The following is a 19,188-nucleotide window of genomic DNA, read 5'->3' on the forward strand; positions in this document are numbered from 1 at the left end:
AAAATATCCTCACTTGTAGTATACACAGGTTGCCCTATTTTTTATTTGTTAAGAAGAAAAAAAGACATCGCTTCATTTTGTGGAAATCCACAAAATTAATGCGACGCCTCGTATTTCGCTAGCTTGATGTCAATGTAAAGCTTGACTTTTTGGTTCATGTCGCGCAAATCGATTTCGCCGATTTCCCCAATGCGCTTTAGCCGATAAGAAAGTGTATTCGGATGAATATTTAGTGCTTTTGCTGTTTCGTTGACGTTGCTGTCGTGGTCAAAAAATACTTCAAACGTTTCTATAAGGTTGGTGCGGTGCTTTTTGTCATACGCCTGCAATTTTGCCAATGCGGAATTCGTCAATTCTCCTTGCTGCTTTTTTTCAAGAAGCAAGTCAAAAAATTGGTACATGCCTAATTGTTGATATCCATAAATGGAAGAAGTTTGCTCAGGGAATTTTGCTTTCATTGATAAAACGGTCAACGCTTCTTTGTAGCTTTTTTCAATGTGTTCGAACGTTTCGTAAATGCCCCCAAAGCTACTTTGGATATCAGAGATATGAAACCGCTCTTTCATTTTTGTCGCGAACGAAGCAATAAACTGGTTGCATTCGGCTAGCGGCTGACGCGTTGATTTTGGCGCAGCGAGCAAAATAAAATCACTACGGTCCATGGTGTACAGAAGCACTTGAATTTGTTGCGTCGTTTGTAAAATGTACGAAATTTGCTTTTCAATATCGCTTGTAATATCGTTTGCAAAGCGGAAGACGAACACAGAAAAGAGCGGAGCGGTTGGAATTTGCAGAAAATCGAAGTTTTCTTTAATTTCCTCATTGGAGGTAATATGTCCGGTTAATAATTTCCAAAAAAATTCTTGTACGCGCTCTTCCCGTTTGTTTTTGCGCATATATAGCTGCAATACTTTATTTTTCGCCGCTTTTGCCGCTTTTTTCAACAGCTCCAAATCGTCTTTTGTTAACGTTCGGTCGGTTTCGAGCGCCCAAATAAATCCAATCACTTCTTGGTTTTTCCAAATCGATACCGCTACGCGATTTCCGAGTCCAACTTCGGAAATGGTTTCGATGCGTAGCGGCTCTTGGCTGTTTAATAACGCAGGAATGACCCCTTTTTTCCATAGGCTGTTAATTACTTTTTCCGGTACGCGGCGGCTAATAATCGTTGCCGTCCGCGCGGGGTCGGTATAGTCGTCATGTGCGCTATAGGCGATCAGCCGATGGTTTGCATCTTCAATGGTGATGGGGCATTGCAATAAGTCGCTAATGCGGTCGGCAAACTCCTCTAAGCTGTCGAAATTTCCTTTGAACGGGTCATCTTGATATTTCACACGTTTCCCCCCGTGGTTGATAAAATCAATTTCATTGTACTACAAATGTTGTTACAATGATAAAGGAATGTTAGAAAAAAGGGGAGAAGAGGATGAAGTGGCAAACGAAGCAACAATTACGGAAATTGCTTTGCCGACTTGTCGAGCATGCAAGCGTTAGCGGGTCGGAAGCGGAAGTGCGTTTAGCGGAGTACATAGCGGGGGAATTGCGGACGCTGGAGTATTTTCAAGCGCATCCAGAGTTTGTTCAGTTACAGCCAACAGGTGACGGTCGCTATTTTGTAACGGCATTGGTAAAACGTGCGGAGCATGTGCGCGACACCGTCGTATTAGTAAGCCATTTTGATGTCGTTGATGTGCAAGATTACGGCATATGGAAAGAAATCGCATTTTCACCAGAAACGCTAACGGAGCGGTTTTATGAACAAAAAGAACAACTTCCATTGGAAGTGCAAGCGGATTTAGCGCGCGATGAATGGCTGTTTGGCCGCGGCGTCATGGATATGAAATGCGGGCTAGCGCTTCATATGTCGCTTGTCGAGCAAGCGTGTGCCGGAAAATTTGCAGGGAATGTATTATTGTTGACGGTGCCGGATGAAGAAGTGAATTCGGTTGGGATGCGTGCTGCTGTTCCGGCATTAGTTCAACTAGCGAAACAGTATGATTTAGACTATCGGCTTGTGCTCAATTCGGAGCCGATGTTTACGCGTTATCCAGGCGACCAGACGAACTATATTTATACAGGTTCGATCGGCAAAGTATTGCCGGGGTTTTATTGTTACGGAAAAGAGACGCACGTTGGTGAGCCGCTAGCAGGATTGAATGCGAATTTGATGGTGGCGCAAATCGTGAACGAACTCGAGTTAAACACCGATTTTTGCGAAGTATTTGGCGGTGAAGTAAGCCCGCCACCGACGAACTTATTCCAGGCGGATTTAAAAGAAGATTATTCGGTGCAAATACCGCATCGGGCCGTGACGTTGTTTAATTTATTTTTGCAACAAAAATCGCTCGATGATATTACAGAATCACTTGTTGAATTGGCGAAACGGGCGGCGGATCGCATTGAAAAACGATATCACCAGCAGGCGGTCCGCTTTGCCCAACTAGAGCAGTCAGCGCCGAAGTCCATTTCAGTAAACGTATGGACATTTGCCGAACTGCGGCAAAAAGCGGTGGAAATCGTTGGCGAAGAGAAAGTCGCACAGCTGGAGAAGCAAGTGTTTATGGGCGGAAGCAATACAGACGAGCGCGAACGGACAATTGAATTCGTCGACCAACTTGGCACTCTTTGCAAAGATTATGCTCCGATGATTGTGTTATTTTATGCGCCGCCGTATTATCCGGCTGTCAACTCAAGCGATGAGCCGTTTATTCAGCGGCTTGTGTCGAGCTTGCAGCAATACGCGAAAGAAACATACGGTGTGACGCTTGTGCAGCAGCACTATTTCGGCGGCATTTCCGATTTAAGCTACGTCGGACTGCAACAGCCGTTAGCGTCTTTGCGCGTCTTAACAGCAAATATGCCGATGTGGAATCAAGGCTATACGTTGCCAATTGAGGCACTAGCGGAATTTAACGTCCCGGTGTTAAACGTCGGCCCCGTCGGCCGCGACGCCCATCAATGGACAGAACGCCTAAACGTACCGTTTGCCTTTGAAACGGTCAAAGACTGGCTTGTGTATACGTTGGAAATGGTGTTTGGATAATAAAAAAATGCACCTCTATGAATAGGGGGGTGCTACGTTTTGTTAAAAGGATGTCCTAGCTAGTGGTGCCTGTCACCTGTCGAAGGAGGGATCCCTCCTTCGTTTTTTATTTGAAACACTGTGATTATACCAAATATAATGAAACTATACAGTGACTTTACACTTGTCAAAAGAGGAGGCTTGTCATGAATCAACAAGCGATTTCGCGGCGGAAGTTGCTAGGCATTGCCGGGCTTGGCTGGATGTTTGATGCGATGGATGTCGGGATGCTGTCGTTTATTATCGCGGCACTGCAAAAAGAATGGAATTTAACTGCTGAACAAATGGGCTGGATTGGCAGCGTCAACTCGATTGGAATGGCGGTCGGGGCGCTTTTCTTCGGGCTGTTAGCCGATCGGATTGGTCGAAAACACGTCTTTATTATAACGCTTTTATTATTTTCGATTGGTAGCGGGCTTTCGGCGTTTACTGCGACATTAGCGACATTTTTAGTGCTTCGCTTTTTCGTCGGCATGGGGCTTGGCGGCGAGCTGCCGGTCGCGTCGACATTAGTGTCGGAAAGCGTGCCAGCAAGCGAACGCGGCAAAACGGTTGTTTTGTTGGAAAGTTTTTGGGCATTTGGCTGGCTGCTTGCGGCATTGATTTCTTACTTCATCATTCCGAAGTACGGCTGGGAAATGGCGTTATTATTAGGCGCTGCTCCTGCGCTTTATGCCGTCTATTTGCGCTGGAATTTGCCGGATTCCCCGCGATTTGTCGGCGTGAAAAAGGAAGACAACGTTTTTTCAAATATTATGAAAGTATGGTCTTTGGAGTATCGGCGGGAAACAATCATGCTTTGGGTGCTTTGGTTTTGCGTCGTTTTTTCCTACTATGGCATGTTTTTATGGTTGCCGAGCGTGATGGTCATGAAAGGATTCAGCTTAATTAAAAGTTTTCAATACGTGCTGATGATGACGTTGGCCCAGCTGCCTGGCTATTTTAGTGCCGCTTGGCTTATTGAACGTGCCGGTCGAAAATTTGTCCTTATTGCGTATTTAATCGGCACGGCCGTCAGCGCCTACTTTTTCGGAAATGCCGAGTCGCTTACGTGGCTGATGGTGTTTGGGATTTTGTTATCATTCTTTAACCTTGGTGCGTGGGGGGCGTTGTACGCTTACACCCCTGAACAATATCCGACATCGATTCGTGGCACGGGGGCAGGCATGGCCGCTTCATTCGGACGGATTGGCGGCATTCTCGGTCCGCTTTTAGTCGGTTATCTTGCTGCGCAAAAAACAGAAGTAACGACGATTTTTGCGATTTTCTGCATGGCGATTTTCGTTGGCGTGTTAGCGGTTTGGACATTAGGAAAAGAAACGAAGCAACAAGAATTGTCGTAGCCATTCGCAAGCATGACGATTGACAAAAAAGGGAAGGGGCGATACGTTTAATATTATTGCTTCCTTCCTTTATTTTTTAAAGAAGAGGTTAGATGGAATGGCAAAGTTATGGACGTATGTTTCACTTGTGTTCGTGATGATTATTTGGGGCGGCAATGTCGTCGCCATTAAGCTATTGGTCAATGCGTTTACGCCGATTACGATTACGGCGCTTCGGCTGTTTGGCGCTTCGCTGACGGTGTTTGCCGTGATGGCTGTCATGCGGCAATCGTTTCGGCTGACCGCTCGGCAAATGGCGGCTGTCTTTCTCGTCGGTCTATGCAACGTCGTCGGCCATCACTATTTTTTAGCAACCGGTTTAACGAAGACGACCGCCTCCAATGCCGGCATTATTTTAGGCATGTCGCCGCTTGTGACCGCCTTGTTTGCCGCTGTTTTATTGCGCGACCGATTGCGCCCGGCGAAAGTGATCGGCATTGTTTTAGGGTTTACAGGGGTTGTCTTTATTGTGACGCACAGTTCCGCGAAAATCGGCGCTGTTTCTATTGGCGACGTATATATTGTTGGCGCCGTGTTGACGCAAGCGATCAGCTTTATTTTCATTAAAAAGCTTGCCCAAACGATCGATGTCATCGCTCTCACGGCGTGGATGTTGCTGATGGGGTCAACGCTGTTGTTTGTGATTGGGCTTGCGATGGAACAAGGCGGTCTCGGGCAGCTTGTGAAAGGAGGCGGATCGATATGGCTCATCTTTTTCGCCTCAGCCGTCGTTGCGAGCGGGCTAGGGCAAATGATTTACAACCGCGCGATTCAACGTCTCGGTGCTTCCGAGGCGGCAGTTTTTATCAATTTATCGCCGTTTTTTTCTCTCGTTGCGTCCGCTTTATTTTTGGGAGAAACGATTCATTTTGTGCAATGGTTTGGCTTTTTCTTTATCGTCATTGGCGTCTTGCTGGCGTCAGGGGCGCTCGAAGAACTCGTTCTTTCTTCATCACGCAAACAAATGACAGGGTAGGTGGGATACGTGCAGTTAGTTTCGGTAGTCATCCCAACGTATAATCGGCCATATCCGCTTGCGGAGCTGTTGGAATCGTTAAGTAGACAAACGTATGCTAAGATGGACATCATTATCGTCAACGACGGCGGCGATCGGGTCGACGACATTGTCGCACACTATCCCGAACTAGACGTTCAGCTTATTCATTGCGCGGAAAACGTCGGGCACGTCGAGGCGCGCAACATCGGTGTCAAAGCAGCAAAAGGCGACGTCATTATGCTTTGTGACGACGATGATTTATTGCTTCCTTGCCACGTAGAGCGCATGGTGCGAGAGCTAGCCGATGCGGATTTCGTCTATTCAGATGTTGAGATTTTCCATTATCGTGTCCATCACAATCAACGCATCCCGACGGAGAGGTTTTTGTTTGCTTATGACGATGACCAGGAAGCGATGCGCAAATTTTCCACGTACGTGCCGTCTGGAAGCATCTACCGCCGCGACATCCATGAAAAAATCGGCTACTTTGATCCGTATGTCAACAACTATTGGGACTGGGATTTTTTCTTGCGAGTGTCCTCGTCCTTTCGCGTCAAACGCGTCGCTGTGGCTAGCGTCTTGTACGCGTTTTCGAACGAAGGGGATCATTTGTCGCGACAGATGAACGACAGACGGCAAATGTATTTAGACCGGCTCTCCAAAAAGCATGGTCTCGGAAATTTGCCAACGAAAAATTTTTGGCTGCTTTTAGAAGAGCCGGAAGTGGCGAAACGAAAAGCACCAAGCGAGGTCATTTGGGACGGGACACCGATCGTGTCGCGGTTGAAGCGCCATTTGTAAAAAAATTCATTCCCGCCATTGACGAGTGTTTTTTCGTTTTGTTATGATAAATAGCAAAACACAATATTGCAACGATGACGGATAAATAGTAGTTGTCCCTCTCTTCGAAAGCGAGCCGGGGATGGTGGAAGCCTGGTGAAGACGGTCAATGAAACGGCACTCCAGAGTTGCGCGCATGAAAAGTGGATGCATGTTGCATCAACTAGGGTGGAACCGCGGGAGTCACGCTCTCGTCCCTAGGCGAAAGGCCTAAGGATGAGAGCGTTTTTGTTTGAAAAAAGACGAAGGAGGAAAGAAAATGTCAGTGACAATGGAACAAATCGTTGCCCATGCGAAACATCGCGGCTTTGTTTTTCCAGGCTCGGAAATTTACGGCGGATTGGCAAACACATGGGATTACGGTCCGTTAGGAACAGAACTAAAAAACAATATTAAACGCGCGTGGTGGAAAAAATTCGTGCAAGAATCCCCGTACAACGTCGGCTTAGATGCAGCGATTTTAATGAACCCGAAAACATGGGAAGCATCTGGCCATTTAGGTAATTTCAACGACCCAATGATCGACTGTAAACAATGTAAAGCGCGTCATCGCGCGGATAAACTGATCGAGAATGCCCTAGAAGCAAAAGGGCTCGAAATGATTGTCGACGGACTTCCGTTTTCCACAATGGAAGAGCTGATAAAAGAGCACAACATTGCTTGTCCGGATTGCGGCAGCCAAGATTTCACGAACATCCGTCAGTTTAATTTAATGTTTAAAACGTTCCAAGGCGTTACCGAATCAAGCGCTAACGAAATTTATCTTCGTCCAGAAACGGCGCAAGGTATTTTCGTCAACTTCAAAAACGTACAGCGGACGATGCGCAAAAAACTTCCGTTCGGGATTGCGCAAATCGGAAAAAGCTTCCGCAACGAAATTACGCCAGGCAACTTTACGTTCCGGACGCGTGAATTTGAACAAATGGAGCTCGAATTTTTCTGCAAGCCAGGCGAAGAATTGCACTGGTTCGACTACTGGAAGCAATTTTGCGAGCAATGGTTGTTGTCATTAGGCATGAAAAAAGACAACGTCCGCTTGCGCGATCATTCGCAAGAAGAATTGTCGCACTACAGCAACGCCACGACCGACATTGAATATAAGTTTCCGTTCGGCTGGGGCGAGCTATGGGGCATTGCGTCTCGCACCGACTATGACTTAAAACAACATATGGAACATTCCGGTGAAGATTTCCACTATATCGACCAAGAAACGAACGAACGCTACATCCCATATTGCATTGAACCGTCGCTTGGCGCAGACCGCGTCACGCTGGCGTTTATGATCGACGCTTATGAAGAAGAGGCGCTTGAAGACGGAACGACGCGGACGGTCATGCGCTTGCATCCAGCGCTCGCACCATACAAAGCGGCCGTATTTCCGCTCTCGAAAAAGCTGTCGGAAGGTGCACGGCAAGTGTTCGCTGATTTGGCGAAACATTTCATGGTTGACTACGACGAATCCGGCTCGATCGGCAAACGCTACCGCCGCCAAGACGAAATCGGAACACCGTTTTGCATTACGTATGATTTTGATTCAGAACAAGACGGGATGGTGACGGTTCGCGACCGCGACACAATGGAGCAAACGCGTATACCAATTGCCGAATTAAAACGTTTCTTAGAAGAAAAAATTCAATTTTAAGAAAGAAAAGGCTATCCTATAAGCAGGGTAGCCTTTATGTTAGAAAGGAGGAAAAGCAATGAGCGTGCTAAAAAACGATTGGGCTCCTTTATTGCAAGAAGAATTTACGAAACCATACTACATAAAATTAAGGGAATTTTTAAAAGAAGAGTACCGGACGCGAACGATTTACCCGGATATGTATGATATTTTTAACGCGCTTCATTATACGCCGTACGGACAAGTGAAAGTAGTCATTTTAGGACAAGACCCATACCACGGACCGAATCAAGCGCACGGATTAAGTTTTTCAGTCAAGCCGGGCGTGGCGCTGCCGCCTTCGTTGCTTAATATTTTTAAAGAGCTGCACGATGACCTTGGGTGTTATATCCCAAACAACGGCTATTTAGTCAAGTGGGCAAAACAAGGGGTGCTTTTGTTAAATACGGTTTTAACGGTAAGGCGGGGGGAAGCAAACTCACATAAGGGAAAAGGATGGGAACATTTCACTGACCGCGTCATTGAAATAGTGAACGCCAAACAAGAACCGGTTGTTTTTCTTTTATGGGGGCGTCATGCGCAAGCGAAAAAAGAGTTTATCACCAACCCACGCCATTACATCATCGAAGCGCCGCATCCAAGTCCGTTTTCCGCCGCCCGTGGCTTTTTTGGTAGCCGGCCGTTTTCGAAAACGAACGCCTTTCTTCAACAGACAGGGAGGGAACCGATTGACTGGCAAATCGAAAACGTGTGAACAGCGAGTAGATTGCTGCCGCTATCAACATTTTTATATCACATGGGATCGGCAATTTCCCCGCCGCTGTCGCACATATAGCTTTAAAAGTGCGGCGTTGCCTTCTATGGTCGTTCACCAATCTTCTGGTACTTCCTGTTTAAAATTTATAGCGAAACAAACATAAGGGGATGTTTATGCGGTCATCAAAACCTGTTTTCTTATCTATTTTGGCGATGGGACTGGCGATTGGCGCAGGGACGATTGGCTTTATTCTTTCGGAACATCTTTCTTTTTTTGATGCACTATGGCTGACGGTCGTGACTATTTTGACAGTCGGGTACGGGGATACTGTGCCGAAAACGTTTTATGGGAGGCTGTTTGCTCTACTGATTATTCCGATTGGCATTAGCATCGTCACGTATGCGACAGGTGCGGTCGCCTCAATGATGATGGAAGGGGAATTTTCCAAAACGGTGCGGAGGAGAAAAATGCGGAAAAAAATTGATTCGTTGTCTAACCATATTATTGTATGCGGATTTGGTCGCGTGGGGGAACAAGTCGTGCGTGAGTTGCTAAAAAACAGGACGCATGTCGTCGTTGTGGAGAAAAATGTAGAACGGCTAGAAGGAGATGGCTCGCTTCTTTATATCGAAGGGGATGCGACCCAAGATGAGGTGTTGGTAGCAGCAGGGATTGAGCGTGCCGCAGGATTAGTCGCTACATTACCGGCAGATGCGGATAATGTGTTTATTTCGCTGACGGCAAAAGGATTAAACCGCAACATTCAAATTGTCGCTCGGGCGGAGCGGCCGGAGACAGAAGAGAAACTTCGGCGCGCAGGTGCTGATAAAGTCATTAATCCGTCCTTTTTAAGCGGCCGGCGCATGGCAATGACGATTTTAAAGCCGGTCAGCATCGATTATGTCGATACGATTTTTCATGACCATGAAGAAGAGTTTGCGTTGGAAGAAATTCGTATATCCCCGCATTCCCCGCTAACGAACCGGCTGTTGCGGGAAAGTGAAATTCGCCCTCGCTACGGCGTCACAATTGTCGCCATTCAGCGCGGCAAGAAAATCATTAGTAACCCATCTTCAGACGAGGTGTTGCAAGCGGGTGATCTAATCATTGTATTTGGAAAAAAAGAGAAGTTGGCTCGATTTGAAGAAGTGGCTAAATAAATGAAAAAGGTGTCCCTTCCCTCGGGACACCACTATTCATCCTATTTTAATTGATAAATGCGCGCTTCATGTGGACGCATATGCAACACCGCGCCTGTTTCCTGAATGTCGGCATAGTTGCCAAGTAAAGGTTCGCGCGTGTAGGTCGATAACGCCGACGGAAGTTCATAGTCGTTCGGGTTGTCGCAATGATTAAGCACGATGAGCAGGCGGTCGTCATCGAGTTCGCGCGTATACGCATAAATATACGGGTCGCTTTCCGTAAAGTCATGGAACGTACCGTACACCATTGCGGGATGTATTTTACGTAATTGAATGAGTTTTCGGTAATAATGGTAAACCGAATTTGAGTCTTCTAACGCTTGTTTCACATTAATTTCTTTATAGTTCGGATTCACTTTAATCCAAGGCGTTCCGGTCGTAAAGCCCGCATTTTCGCTGTCGTCCCATTGCATTGGTGTGCGCGAATTATCGCGACTTAACGGCTGGAGGCTTTTGAGCACTTCTTCTGGGTCGCGTCCTTTCGCGACTTCTTCGGCATATTTGTTTTTCATGGCAATGTCGTTATAATCATCGATCGAAGGGAAGCGAACGCCGGTCATGCCGATTTCTTCCCCTTGGTAAATGTATGGCGTGCCAGGAAGCGTATGCACCATTGTTCCGAGCAATTTCGCCGATTCGACACGGTATTGTTTGTCGTTTCCATATCGCGTCACTTGGCGCGTATGGTCGTGGTTGTTTAAAAATTGCGAGTTCCAGCCTTTCCCCCATAGCGCATCATACCAGCGTTTTTGAATTTGTTTAAAGCGCAGCGGCTCCCAACTTGGCATTTCATCGCATACTTCAAAATGAAACAGTGTATGCAATTCGTGGCGATCTTCTGCGACGTATTTCAGCCCTTCTTCTGGCGACACGAATGCGACTTCGCCGACGGTGAAAATATCATAATGCTTAAATACCCGCTCATTCATTTCGCGCAAATAGTTGTGCAGTCCTGGATTATTCGTCAAATAGCGAATATCGTATGGATCGGCTGCGTTAGGAAATCCATCTGGTTTGGCGAGAAGGGCGATCGCATCCAATCGGAAACCGTCAATGCCTTTATCCAACCAAAAGCGCATCATGTTATAAATTTCTTCTCGAACTTCATGATTTTTCCAATTTAAATCTGGTTGCTCCACTGCGAACGAATGAAAGTAATATTGACCGGTCGCTTCGTCATATTCCCATGCGGACGGTGTGAAGTACGAACGCCAGTTATTCGGCTTGTCGCGCCAAATGTACCAGTCGCGCTTCGGATTATCTTTCGATGACCGCGACTCGATAAACCACGGATGCTGATCAGACGTATGGTTGACGACAAGGTCCATGATGAGTTTCATGTCGCGCTTATGCACTTCGTCAAGCAGCGTTTCCCACGTTTTCATCGTTCCGGCTTTATCCATGATGCGATAGTAGTCGGCAATGTCGTAGCCGTTGTCTTTGTCCGGCGACTCATAGCACGGATTAAGCCAAATGACATTGACGCCAAGGTGCTTCATATAATCTAACTTTTCAATTACCCCTTGCAAGTCGCCGTACCCGTCTCCGTTAGAGTCGTAAAAACTCCGCCAATATACTTGATACACTACTGCTTCTTTCCACCATGCTCGCTTCATCGTTTTTTCCCTCCGTCGAAAGCGCGTCCAGCTTGAAATGTTCCCATATATAGAATACCATTGAATCAGCGTGAAAAGAAAGATGGGAGTGAAAACGTTTTGGACGTATCGGTAACGGTGATTTTAGCGAAAATGGCGGCGCTCGTGGAGCAGGCGCAACAAAGCGACGTACGGCAAATGCGAGAACATGTTGCTGCTGTTCGTGTGCTTTGCGACCTTATTTTAGAAGAAAAAATGGTGACAACCGTAGTGCAGGAAACCGCATTACCGAAGAAGCTAGACATCGGCGACGATGCCAACGGCACGTCGTTGTTAGATTTTTAACAAGGGAGAGATGAAGAGTGAAAGTATTCGTTTTGCTTGGGGCAATTGCTTCTTTTTTAGCAGTGGCGCTCGGTGCGTTCGGCGCGCATGGATTGGAAGGAAAAATTCCTGATCGCTATTTAGACATTTGGAAAACAGCGGTACATTACCAAATGTTTCATGCTGTCGGATTGTTTGTTATCGCGCTTTTATTAGCGAAATGGCCGAATGCTAGCACACTTGTTACAGCCGGATGGATGATGGTGATAGGGATTGTTTTGTTTTCAGGAAGTTTATACGTGTTAAGCGTTACGCAAATCAAACCGCTCGGGGCGATTACGCCGTTTGGTGGGGTAGCGTTTTTAATCGCGTGGGCGCTTGTTGCCTACGTGGCGCTCAAACAATAAAGAGGGCTAGTTTTCAGCCCTCTTTGCTTTAGCGAGGAGTGTATGAACTCATTCCAGGTGCGCCGCCAGCATACGGATACTCATAGGCAATTTCTTCGTCAAACGTCACGTAGTTGAGGTAAATCATTGGCAATAAATATCGCTTCCCTGTTTGCGGGTCACTTAAAATTAAATGGTCGCGTCCAGCAGCTTCAATCGCTCCCCGAAAGATTTTCGCATTCCATTCACGGTTGTTTTCAAAGGTCATATACACCGTAGCAATTTTTCCTTTGTTTAGGCGTAAAATATTTTCAATGTACGATTGTTCAAGCGGTAGCATCCCTGCGCTTAATTGACTAGTCGGTGTCAGCGGTTGTGTTGCAAATGTAGTAGGTTGCATGCTAAAACCAGGTGTAGCCGTTGGTTGATACGAGGTCATTTGTTGGGAATAAGGATAAGCGGTTGGGTAGTATGGTGGATAATAGCCATACGAGTATGGCGAATATTGTGGGCGTTCTTCTTCGTACGTCATATGAGAACCTCCTCCTCTTAATATACTCTTGGGCAACTGTCCGGCGACGGCGCGTAAAAGCAATGTGACTTAAATCGCCCGACATTCCACTGATTAAACCATTGCGGCGGACATTCGCCTTCCGGTTTAAAAAACCAAAGCGCATTCGTTGCAGGATGATAACGCCAGCCGCGAATGACCTGGCGGGCTAACTGAATATCAAGGTCTCTTGCGGCTTGGTAAAAATAGCCCTTTTGTGTCGCTTCAAAACCACCAGGGCTTTGGAATACCATTTGCCGAATCGAACGAAGTCCACGAAAATCAAGGCAGTTTGCGATAACCCGGTTTACACCGACATTGCCGACCATCAGCATCCCTAACCGCCCTTCGCCTTCTGCTTCTGCGCGCATTAGCCTCGCCAACAGCTTTACTTCTTCATCGTTGCAAGCGACAACAGCCATTCCGTCACCTCTTCCCATTTTTTTTCTCGACAATAATAGGCTATTGAAAAAGCGGAAATTGGTGACAAGAAAAAGCGATTTTATTTTATACATATGGGAAAAAGCGAAGGATATGACAAAAAAATAGGGACGTCCATTGACGCCCCGAACATTATACGTGTAGAAACGCGTTTACTTTTTCTTTTGATAATCTATTTCCAACGAAGAACGAACCGAATTCCCCGTAGCGTGCGCTCACTTCGTCAAACCGCATTTCGTAGACAAGCTTTTTAAACTGCAACACGTCGTCCGAAAAGAGGGTGACGCCCCACTCGTAGTCGTCAAACCCGACCGAGCCGGTAATGATTTGCACGACTTTGCCCGCATATTTGCGACCGGTCATTCCATGGGCGCGCATTAAGTTGCGGCGTTCTTCCATCGGAAGCATGTACCAGTTGTCATTGCCTTGACGGCGCTTATCCATCGGATAGAAGCAAATATGTTTCGTTTTTGGTAAGATCGGGAACAGGCGGCGGCGAACTTCTGGATTTTCATACGGGTCGCTGCCATCAGACGGCAAGTAGTTGCTGAGTTCCACAACTGATACGTATGAGTAAGTCGGCACTAAATATTCCGCCAATTTTGTTTTATTGAACGCCGTTTCGATTTCGTTCAATTCTTCCATCGTCGGTCGCAAAATCATGAACATCATGTCCGCTTTTTGCCCAACAACGGTATAAATGGCATGGCTTCCTTCGTTGCGCGCTTCGGTTGTTTCCCATGTTTCTACTAATGCTAAAAACTCATCAATAGCTGCTTGTCGCTCGTCGTTTGAGAGCGTTTTCCAAGCGACCCAATCGACTGAACGGAAATCGTGCAGGCAATACCAGCCTTCGAGTGTTTGTGCTGCTTCACTCATTGCTTTCAACTCCTTATGTATGATTTAACTTTACTATATCATAGTTTGCCCAAGGAGCGCTCGAAAAAACAAATACCGGATCATAATGACTGAATTATTTTAATAGAAAGACTATTGTTTGTAAGGGGTTACTTTTGTTGCTTTTCCAAATGATAAGAGTATGCTAGTAGGTGAATGATTTTTTGAAGGAGGAAAACAGGTGAGCGATTTATTTTCCAGTTTAAAACAAAAAGTAGCAGGGAAAAAGGTGACGCTCGTTTTTCCAGAAGGATTGGACGAACGCATTTTGACAGCGGTCAGCCGTTTAGCGAGTGAACAAGTGCTAACCCCAATCGTGATTGGCAACAAGGAGGCAGTGAAGCAAAAAGCAGCAGAGCTCGGCGTAGCGCTTCCGAACGTTGAAATTATTGACCCAAAACAATACGAAGCAATGGACGAACTGGTGGCAGCGTTTGTCGAGCGCCGGAAAGGAAAAGTATCGAACGAAGAAGCGCGCAATATTTTGCTCGATGAAAATTATTTTGGCACGATGCTTGTTTATATGAACAAAGCGCACGGGTTAGTGAGCGGAGCAGCTCATTCCACAGCAGATACGGTGCGTCCGGCATTGCAAATTATTAAAACGAAGCCGGGTATTCGTAAAACGTCAGGCGTCTTTATTATGGTGCGTGGCGACGAAAAGTATGTTTTTGCTGATTGTGCGATTAATATTGCACCAGATAGCCAAGATTTAGCGGAAATTGCTGTAGAAAGCGCCAATACCGCGAAAATGTTTGATATCGAACCGCGCGTGGCGATGTTAAGCTTTTCGACAAAAGGGTCAGCGAAATCGCAAGAGACAGAAAAAGTGATTGAAGCGGTCCGTCTGGCGAAAGAAATGGCGCCAGATTTAGTCATCGACGGGGAATTCCAGTTTGACGCAGCGTTTGTACCGTCAGTGGCGAAAAAGAAAGCACCGGATTCTATCATTCAAGGCGATGCGAACGTCTTTATCTTCCCGAGCCTAGAGGCAGGAAACATCGGTTACAAAATCGCGCAACGTCTTGGCAACTTTGAAGCGGTTGGTCCAATTTTGCAAGGATTGAATAAGCCGGTCAATGACTTATCACGCGGCTGCAACGCTGAAGACGTCTACAAACTCGCGCTTATTACGGCCGCGCAAGCGTTATAAGAAAAGCGAAGGCGACTGTTCAAGGCAAGCCATAAAAATGATTGGAGGTTGTCCGAGAAAGTTTTTTCTTTCAGGGCAATCTCTTATTTTATGTGAAACATTAGGTGATATACCAAAATTTTTATTGACAGAATTGATATTTTTTTTTTTATTATTCAATCATCATCCAATTATGTGGGAAAGGGGTCGTATTTTTCATTGATTATGGCTTAGCAACGAACGTTGTTTAAACAAAAGGACAGAGTCAAAGGAGCGGGGGAGATGTCTTTTTGGGGTTCATTAAGCAAACTAGGGCATTTGGTCGAGAAAAAGGTAGAGCAGACGGTAAAGCATGTCGCCAATGACATCAAAAAAGTAGAGAAGACCATTCAACAAGCTGTTCAGCAAGTAGAAAAGAAAGTCGAGCCAGTGGGGAAACAAGTCGTAAAGGATACGGTGCACATTAGCCAAAAGGCAAAGGAAGCTTTTCATCAAGCGGAAAAGAAAGCGGAACAAGTGGTAAAGCATGTTGCCCACGATGTGAAGCAAGCGGAGAAAGCGGTTCAAAAGGTCGAAAAGAAAGTCGAGCATGTAGCGAAACAAGTGGCAAAAGATACGGTACAGATTAGCCAGAAAGCAAGGGAAGCGTTCCACGAGGCGGAAAAGAAGACGGAGCAAGCGGTAAAGCACGTCGTTCACGATGTGAAAAAAGCGGTGTCCGAAGCGGTTCATCCGATCGGACATAAGATAAGGCAAGAGATCAAAGATACGGAGAAAACGATCGAACGCAGTGCGCATCAACTAGAAAAGAAAGCAGAGCATGCCGCTAAGCAGGCTGTTCATGGTATAATCAATGCAGGACAAAACGCCGAGCGAACGGTTCGGCAAGTAGGAAAAAACATCGAAAAATCGGTACATGAGTTTTCAAAACACCCGATCGAAAGCGCGGTGGAATTTGCTAGAGGCGCAGGCGATGCGGCTTTACAGGATGTGACATACAATATGGCACACCGTCCTTATAGCAGCTCGCACCCTGTCGCCTACGAATTGGGGCAAATGACGGGACATGCTGTATCGACTTTAGCTGGGACGATCGAAACGGTCGGGTTCACGACCTTAGAAGTAGGTGGCATCGCGATTAGCAGCACGGGAGTAGGAGCGGCTGTTGGAGCTCCTGCCACTGCCATCGCTGCTGTGGGAGCCACTCATGGAGCCACTTTGACGGCAACGGGAGGTTCCAACTTTGTCCAAAGCGCTAAAGAATTGTACCAGCGAATGAGCCGGAGCGAAGGGGTTTCGGGGAAAGTAGTTAAGAGGGCGGACGAAACTGAGAAGTTTGCTAAGGGGATGGGTAATGCTCTAAAAAATGTAGATGATGTACTTGTTAAACCTTTAGGCAGAGGATCCACAGGTAGAACCACCCCTAAGAATCTAAATGAGCAGTTAGCAATGAAACAAGTTATGTCGAATCCAAATGCAGGTAAGCCAGTTCCTATGAGGAAAGGGATGACTGACCCTCGTTGGCCAGCAGAAGAAGGTTGGGTTAAGATGGCACAAAATGTGAATGGGCACGAAATTCACTATTTGAAAAACACAAAAACAGGTCAATTTGATGACTTTAAGTTTAAAAATTAGGGGAGATAAGAGATGAAAGCCAGATGCATAGCAAATACAGGAAAGGACATATCTGAGAAAGCCTTGAATATAGGATATTCTACAGAAACGGTCTTTGAGTTAGAAATCGGAAGAGTATATACAGTATATGGAGTCTGTCTGTGGAGAGATTCTTTACATTATCTTATAAAGGGTGAGGAGCATAACTATCCTTCTTGGTATCCTTCTGAACTTTTCGATGTTTCTGATCGACTTTTGCCTGTGGAATGGTACTATGATTATTTTAAAGCATTCGATATTACTGCGATTTGGGGCTATAAAGAATTAGTTGAGGATGATAGTCACTTTGATGGATTAATGGAACGTGATAACAAAGCATTGGAAGTTTTTTTGAAACGAAAGCAAGAAATAGATGGCTATATTTGATGCTTATTTCCCTAAGGCTTTTTCCATAGACCAACCTATAGGATATAAGCTGAAATTTTGTTTTACATCCAGCGGAGCACTCACCACGTTATATCATATCGGTTTGTATTCAGATGAAAACGGAAACGAAAAATCGGAAATTCTTTATTGCAACTTATATATACATGCAACTGGGGAGTTTAACTTATTTTTTCTACTGTCGGAGGCAAGCCAAAGGCTTATTCCAAACTTGAACAATAAGGAGTATATAAGACCCTAGAGAAGAGGTGATTGTTAAAGTGAAACCTATATACGAGGGGCAATCCCTTAGACCGAGCAAGTTTACAATTGACTACTCAATAAATGGTAAAAAATATTCAGAGAGATTGATTAACTATTCAGAAGGTCAATAAAGATGGAAACCTATACGAACGGTTCGGCAAGTAGGAAAAAACATCGAAAAATCGGTACATGAGTTTTCGAAACACCCGATCGAAAGCGCGGTGGAATTTGCTAGAGGCGCAGGCGATGCGGCGTTGGCGGATGTAACGTTTAATTTTGTGCAACAACGATCTTACAATAGTAAACATCCTGTTGCATATGAAGCAGGTCTGATGGTAGGACATGCGGTATCGACGCTTGCGGGAATGGTAGAAACAACGGGGTTCGTTGTTGTTGGAACAGGTGGCACGGTGCTTAATGCCACAGGAGTAGGAGCCGTTGTCGGGGCGCCTGCCACTGCCATCGCTGCTGTGGGAGCCACTCATGGAGCCACTTTGACGGCAACGGGAGATTCCAACTTTGTCCAAAGTGCTAAGGGACTGTACCAGCGAATGAGTCGGGGTGAAGGTGTTTAGACAGGGAGGGCTAAGGAACCAGCAAAAGAAACAGGCGAAGTTGTAATTTCAAGAAGTAAGTACCCCGAAGCGGCACAACATATAGAAGAATCCATAAAAAATGGACATCCGGATACATTAACTATTAGTCGTAAGAATGCGAAAACCAATCGAAAAGAAGCCTTAAAAGGACATCAAAAAGTCAAAGATAAAGACCTTGATGAATATCCACCAGCTATGTTTAAAGAAGGAGGAAAAGGTGCTAGCGTTAAACCTATATCTCCATCTGATAATAGGGGGGCAGGTTCATCTATGGGACATCAGCTCAGAAAATATCCAGACGGTACAAAAGTAAAAATACGAATAGATGGGTAAACGGAAAGTAGGTAAAATCTATGAAATCATTCAATGAACTTTTTGATAAAACTGAATCAACTTGGAAAACACTGAATGAATGGGTGGAAAATGCGAAAAACCATGTTGAACTACTCCCTGTAAATAGTAAAGAAAATCAAAAAATTTTGCTTGAATTGCAGATTACAACGAAATCATTGCTAGGAACAGTCGTTTACTATACAGGAGGAATTTTAGTGAATGACGGCTGGCTCAGAATTCTAGGTTCTGGAGACTCTCGCTTGCCAAGAAACTTAGCTACTTGGAATCAGATCGAAAATGGTCAAAGTATGAGATTACCGGGTTCGCTATTGGTGGCGGATGACGTAGTAGGAGGTTTTTTTGCAATAAACGGCGGCGCATTTGAAGGGAATATTGGTGATGTATTCTATCTTGCACCAGATACACTTGAATGGGAAAACCTTGATATGTCTTATTCTGATTTTGTCAATTGGACATTAACAGGGGATGTAAATAGATTTTACGAAACCTTCCAATGGGAGAACTGGTCTGATATGGTGAGAAAAGCAACAGGAGATAAAGGAATACTTATTTATCCGTATTTGTGGGCAGAAGGAGAAGAAATTGAGTTGCGTTCAAAATCTATTGTTCCGGTTAACGAATTGTGGGAGCTGAATTTAGACAATAGAAAAAAATTAGGACTCGAATAACTGGTGTGCCAGTACCATGTCTCAATGATTGCCGAAGACAGAGAGTCAATGTCTCTCTGTTTT

The 19,188-nt window shown here is 45.6% G+C and carries 20 protein-coding genes; 15 read left to right on the forward strand and 5 right to left on the reverse strand.

The annotated features are described in order from the left end of the window. Nucleotides 1-95 precede the first annotated feature (95 nt). Nucleotides 96-1,334, reverse strand: a complete 1,239-nt coding sequence (locus tag GFC30_RS01430; protein ID WP_066322485.1) for a PucR family transcriptional regulator — start codon at nucleotides 1,332-1,334, stop codon at nucleotides 96-98. Nucleotides 1,335-1,426: 92 nt separating this feature from the next. Here GFC30_RS01430 and GFC30_RS01435 point away from each other — a divergent pair, with 92 nt between their 5' ends. The 7 genes from GFC30_RS01435 to GFC30_RS01465 all read left to right on the forward strand — a co-directional run bounded on the left by GFC30_RS01435 (nucleotide 1,427) and on the right by GFC30_RS01465 (nucleotide 9,839). After that, nucleotides 1,427-3,043: a M20/M25/M40 family metallo-hydrolase gene (locus GFC30_RS01435; RefSeq protein WP_066322486.1), complete on the forward strand. Its 1,617-nt coding sequence runs from the start codon at nucleotides 1,427-1,429 to the stop codon at nucleotides 3,041-3,043. 185 nt (nucleotides 3,044-3,228) lie between these two features. Beyond that, nucleotides 3,229-4,425, forward strand: a complete 1,197-nt coding sequence (locus tag GFC30_RS01440; protein ID WP_066322488.1) for an MFS transporter — start codon at nucleotides 3,229-3,231, stop codon at nucleotides 4,423-4,425. Between the two features lie 97 nt (nucleotides 4,426-4,522). Continuing rightward, a complete protein-coding gene (locus GFC30_RS01445) occupies nucleotides 4,523-5,440 on the forward strand; it encodes a DMT family transporter (protein ID WP_066322490.1) in 918 nt (305 codons plus the stop codon). 9 nt (nucleotides 5,441-5,449) lie between these two features. Beyond that, complete coding sequence (locus GFC30_RS01450) at nucleotides 5,450-6,262, forward strand: glycosyltransferase family 2 protein (protein WP_179946282.1); 813 nt, start codon at nucleotides 5,450-5,452, stop codon at nucleotides 6,260-6,262. 298 nt (nucleotides 6,263-6,560) lie between these two features. After that, a complete protein-coding gene (locus tag GFC30_RS01455) occupies nucleotides 6,561-7,943 on the forward strand; it encodes a glycine--tRNA ligase (RefSeq protein ID WP_066322494.1) in 1,383 nt (460 codons plus the stop codon). Between the two features lie 58 nt (nucleotides 7,944-8,001). Next, nucleotides 8,002-8,676, forward strand: a complete 675-nt coding sequence (locus GFC30_RS01460) for a uracil-DNA glycosylase (protein ID WP_066322496.1) — start codon at nucleotides 8,002-8,004, stop codon at nucleotides 8,674-8,676. 176 nt (nucleotides 8,677-8,852) lie between these two features. Beyond that, complete coding sequence (locus tag GFC30_RS01465; protein WP_066322505.1) at nucleotides 8,853-9,839, forward strand: potassium channel family protein; 987 nt, start codon at nucleotides 8,853-8,855, stop codon at nucleotides 9,837-9,839. Between the two features lie 41 nt (nucleotides 9,840-9,880). Here GFC30_RS01465 and GFC30_RS01470 read toward each other — a convergent pair whose 3' ends face one another. Continuing rightward, nucleotides 9,881-11,497, reverse strand: coding sequence for a glycoside hydrolase family 13 protein (locus tag GFC30_RS01470; RefSeq protein ID WP_066322507.1), 1,617 nt, complete (start codon nucleotides 11,495-11,497; stop codon nucleotides 9,881-9,883). A 99-nt stretch (nucleotides 11,498-11,596) separates the two neighbouring features. Between GFC30_RS01470 and GFC30_RS01475 the strand changes: the two genes are divergently transcribed. Then, nucleotides 11,597-11,821, forward strand: a complete 225-nt coding sequence (locus tag GFC30_RS01475; RefSeq protein ID WP_066322509.1) for a YwdI family protein — start codon at nucleotides 11,597-11,599, stop codon at nucleotides 11,819-11,821. 17 nt (nucleotides 11,822-11,838) lie between these two features. Further along, complete coding sequence (locus tag GFC30_RS01480; RefSeq protein ID WP_066322511.1) at nucleotides 11,839-12,207, forward strand: DUF423 domain-containing protein; 369 nt, start codon at nucleotides 11,839-11,841, stop codon at nucleotides 12,205-12,207. A gap of 28 nt (nucleotides 12,208-12,235) precedes the next feature. Here GFC30_RS01480 and gerQ read toward each other — a convergent pair whose 3' ends face one another. From gerQ to hemQ, 3 genes are all read right to left on the reverse strand, one after another. After that, nucleotides 12,236-12,718 (reverse strand): spore coat protein GerQ, encoded by a 483-nt coding sequence (gerQ, locus tag GFC30_RS01485; RefSeq protein WP_066322514.1) that lies wholly within the window; start codon nucleotides 12,716-12,718, stop codon nucleotides 12,236-12,238. Between the two features lie 17 nt (nucleotides 12,719-12,735). Further along, the gene (locus tag GFC30_RS01490; RefSeq protein WP_066322517.1) at nucleotides 12,736-13,158 is read right to left on the reverse strand and encodes a cell wall hydrolase; all 423 of its coding nucleotides are present in this window, start codon (nucleotides 13,156-13,158) and stop codon (nucleotides 12,736-12,738) included. Nucleotides 13,159-13,309: 151 nt separating this feature from the next. Beyond that, a complete protein-coding gene (gene hemQ / locus GFC30_RS01495) occupies nucleotides 13,310-14,056 on the reverse strand; it encodes a hydrogen peroxide-dependent heme synthase (protein WP_066322518.1) in 747 nt (248 codons plus the stop codon). Nucleotides 14,057-14,255: 199 nt separating this feature from the next. On the opposite strand from hemQ, the gene pta reads away from it, so the two are divergent. From pta to GFC30_RS01525, 6 genes are all read left to right on the forward strand, one after another. After that, entirely contained in the window at nucleotides 14,256-15,227 is a 972-nt protein-coding gene (pta, locus tag GFC30_RS01500; protein WP_066322519.1) for a phosphate acetyltransferase, read from the forward strand. 261 nt (nucleotides 15,228-15,488) lie between these two features. After that, nucleotides 15,489-16,841, forward strand: coding sequence for a hypothetical protein (locus GFC30_RS17385; protein ID WP_066322520.1), 1,353 nt, complete (start codon nucleotides 15,489-15,491; stop codon nucleotides 16,839-16,841). A 12-nt stretch (nucleotides 16,842-16,853) separates the two neighbouring features. Then, nucleotides 16,854-17,246 carry a phosphoribosylaminoimidazole synthetase gene (locus GFC30_RS01510; protein WP_066322522.1) on the forward strand — a complete coding sequence of 131 codons (393 nt, stop codon included), beginning with the start codon at nucleotides 16,854-16,856 and terminating at the stop codon, nucleotides 17,244-17,246. Between the two features lie 482 nt (nucleotides 17,247-17,728). Further along, a complete protein-coding gene (locus tag GFC30_RS17390; protein ID WP_066322525.1) occupies nucleotides 17,729-18,082 on the forward strand; it encodes a hypothetical protein in 354 nt (117 codons plus the stop codon). A 123-nt stretch (nucleotides 18,083-18,205) separates the two neighbouring features. Continuing rightward, nucleotides 18,206-18,436: a NucA/NucB deoxyribonuclease domain-containing protein gene (locus GFC30_RS17845; protein WP_458294213.1), complete on the forward strand. Its 231-nt coding sequence runs from the start codon at nucleotides 18,206-18,208 to the stop codon at nucleotides 18,434-18,436. A gap of 20 nt (nucleotides 18,437-18,456) precedes the next feature. Next, a complete protein-coding gene (locus GFC30_RS01525) occupies nucleotides 18,457-19,125 on the forward strand; it encodes a DUF2625 family protein (RefSeq protein WP_066322526.1) in 669 nt (222 codons plus the stop codon). The last annotated feature ends 63 nt before the right edge of the window (nucleotides 19,126-19,188 follow it).

This window comes from Anoxybacillus amylolyticus, assembly GCF_001634285.1.
Classification (GTDB): Bacteria; Bacillota; Bacilli; order Bacillales; family Anoxybacillaceae; genus Anoxybacteroides; species Anoxybacteroides amylolyticum.

Bases quoted from the DNA above. Each gene is read 5' to 3' on its own strand.
- GFC30_RS01440 (WP_066322488.1), top strand. From the start codon at position 3,229: ATGAATCAACAAGCGATTTCGCGGCGGAAGTTGCTAGGCATTGCCGGG.
- GFC30_RS01490 (WP_066322517.1), bottom strand. From the start codon at position 13,158: ATGGCTGTTGTCGCTTGCAACGATGAAGAAGTAAAGCTGTTGGCGAGG.
- GFC30_RS01525 (WP_066322526.1), top strand. From the start codon at position 18,457: ATGAAATCATTCAATGAACTTTTTGATAAAACTGAATCAACTTGGAAA.
- GFC30_RS01460 (WP_066322496.1), top strand. From the start codon at position 8,002: ATGAGCGTGCTAAAAAACGATTGGGCTCCTTTATTGCAAGAAGAATTT.
- GFC30_RS17385 (WP_066322520.1), top strand. From the start codon at position 15,489: ATGTCTTTTTGGGGTTCATTAAGCAAACTAGGGCATTTGGTCGAGAAA.
- gerQ (WP_066322514.1), bottom strand. From the start codon at position 12,718: ATGACGTACGAAGAAGAACGCCCACAATATTCGCCATACTCGTATGGC.
- GFC30_RS01455 (WP_066322494.1), top strand. From the start codon at position 6,561: ATGTCAGTGACAATGGAACAAATCGTTGCCCATGCGAAACATCGCGGC.
- GFC30_RS01435 (WP_066322486.1), top strand. From the start codon at position 1,427: ATGAAGTGGCAAACGAAGCAACAATTACGGAAATTGCTTTGCCGACTT.
- GFC30_RS01470 (WP_066322507.1), bottom strand. From the start codon at position 11,497: ATGAAGCGAGCATGGTGGAAAGAAGCAGTAGTGTATCAAGTATATTGG.
- GFC30_RS01465 (WP_066322505.1), top strand. From the start codon at position 8,853: ATGCGGTCATCAAAACCTGTTTTCTTATCTATTTTGGCGATGGGACTG.
- hemQ (WP_066322518.1), bottom strand. From the start codon at position 14,056: ATGAGTGAAGCAGCACAAACACTCGAAGGCTGGTATTGCCTGCACGAT.
- GFC30_RS01510 (WP_066322522.1), top strand. From the start codon at position 16,854: ATGAAAGCCAGATGCATAGCAAATACAGGAAAGGACATATCTGAGAAA.
- GFC30_RS01445 (WP_066322490.1), top strand. From the start codon at position 4,523: ATGGCAAAGTTATGGACGTATGTTTCACTTGTGTTCGTGATGATTATT.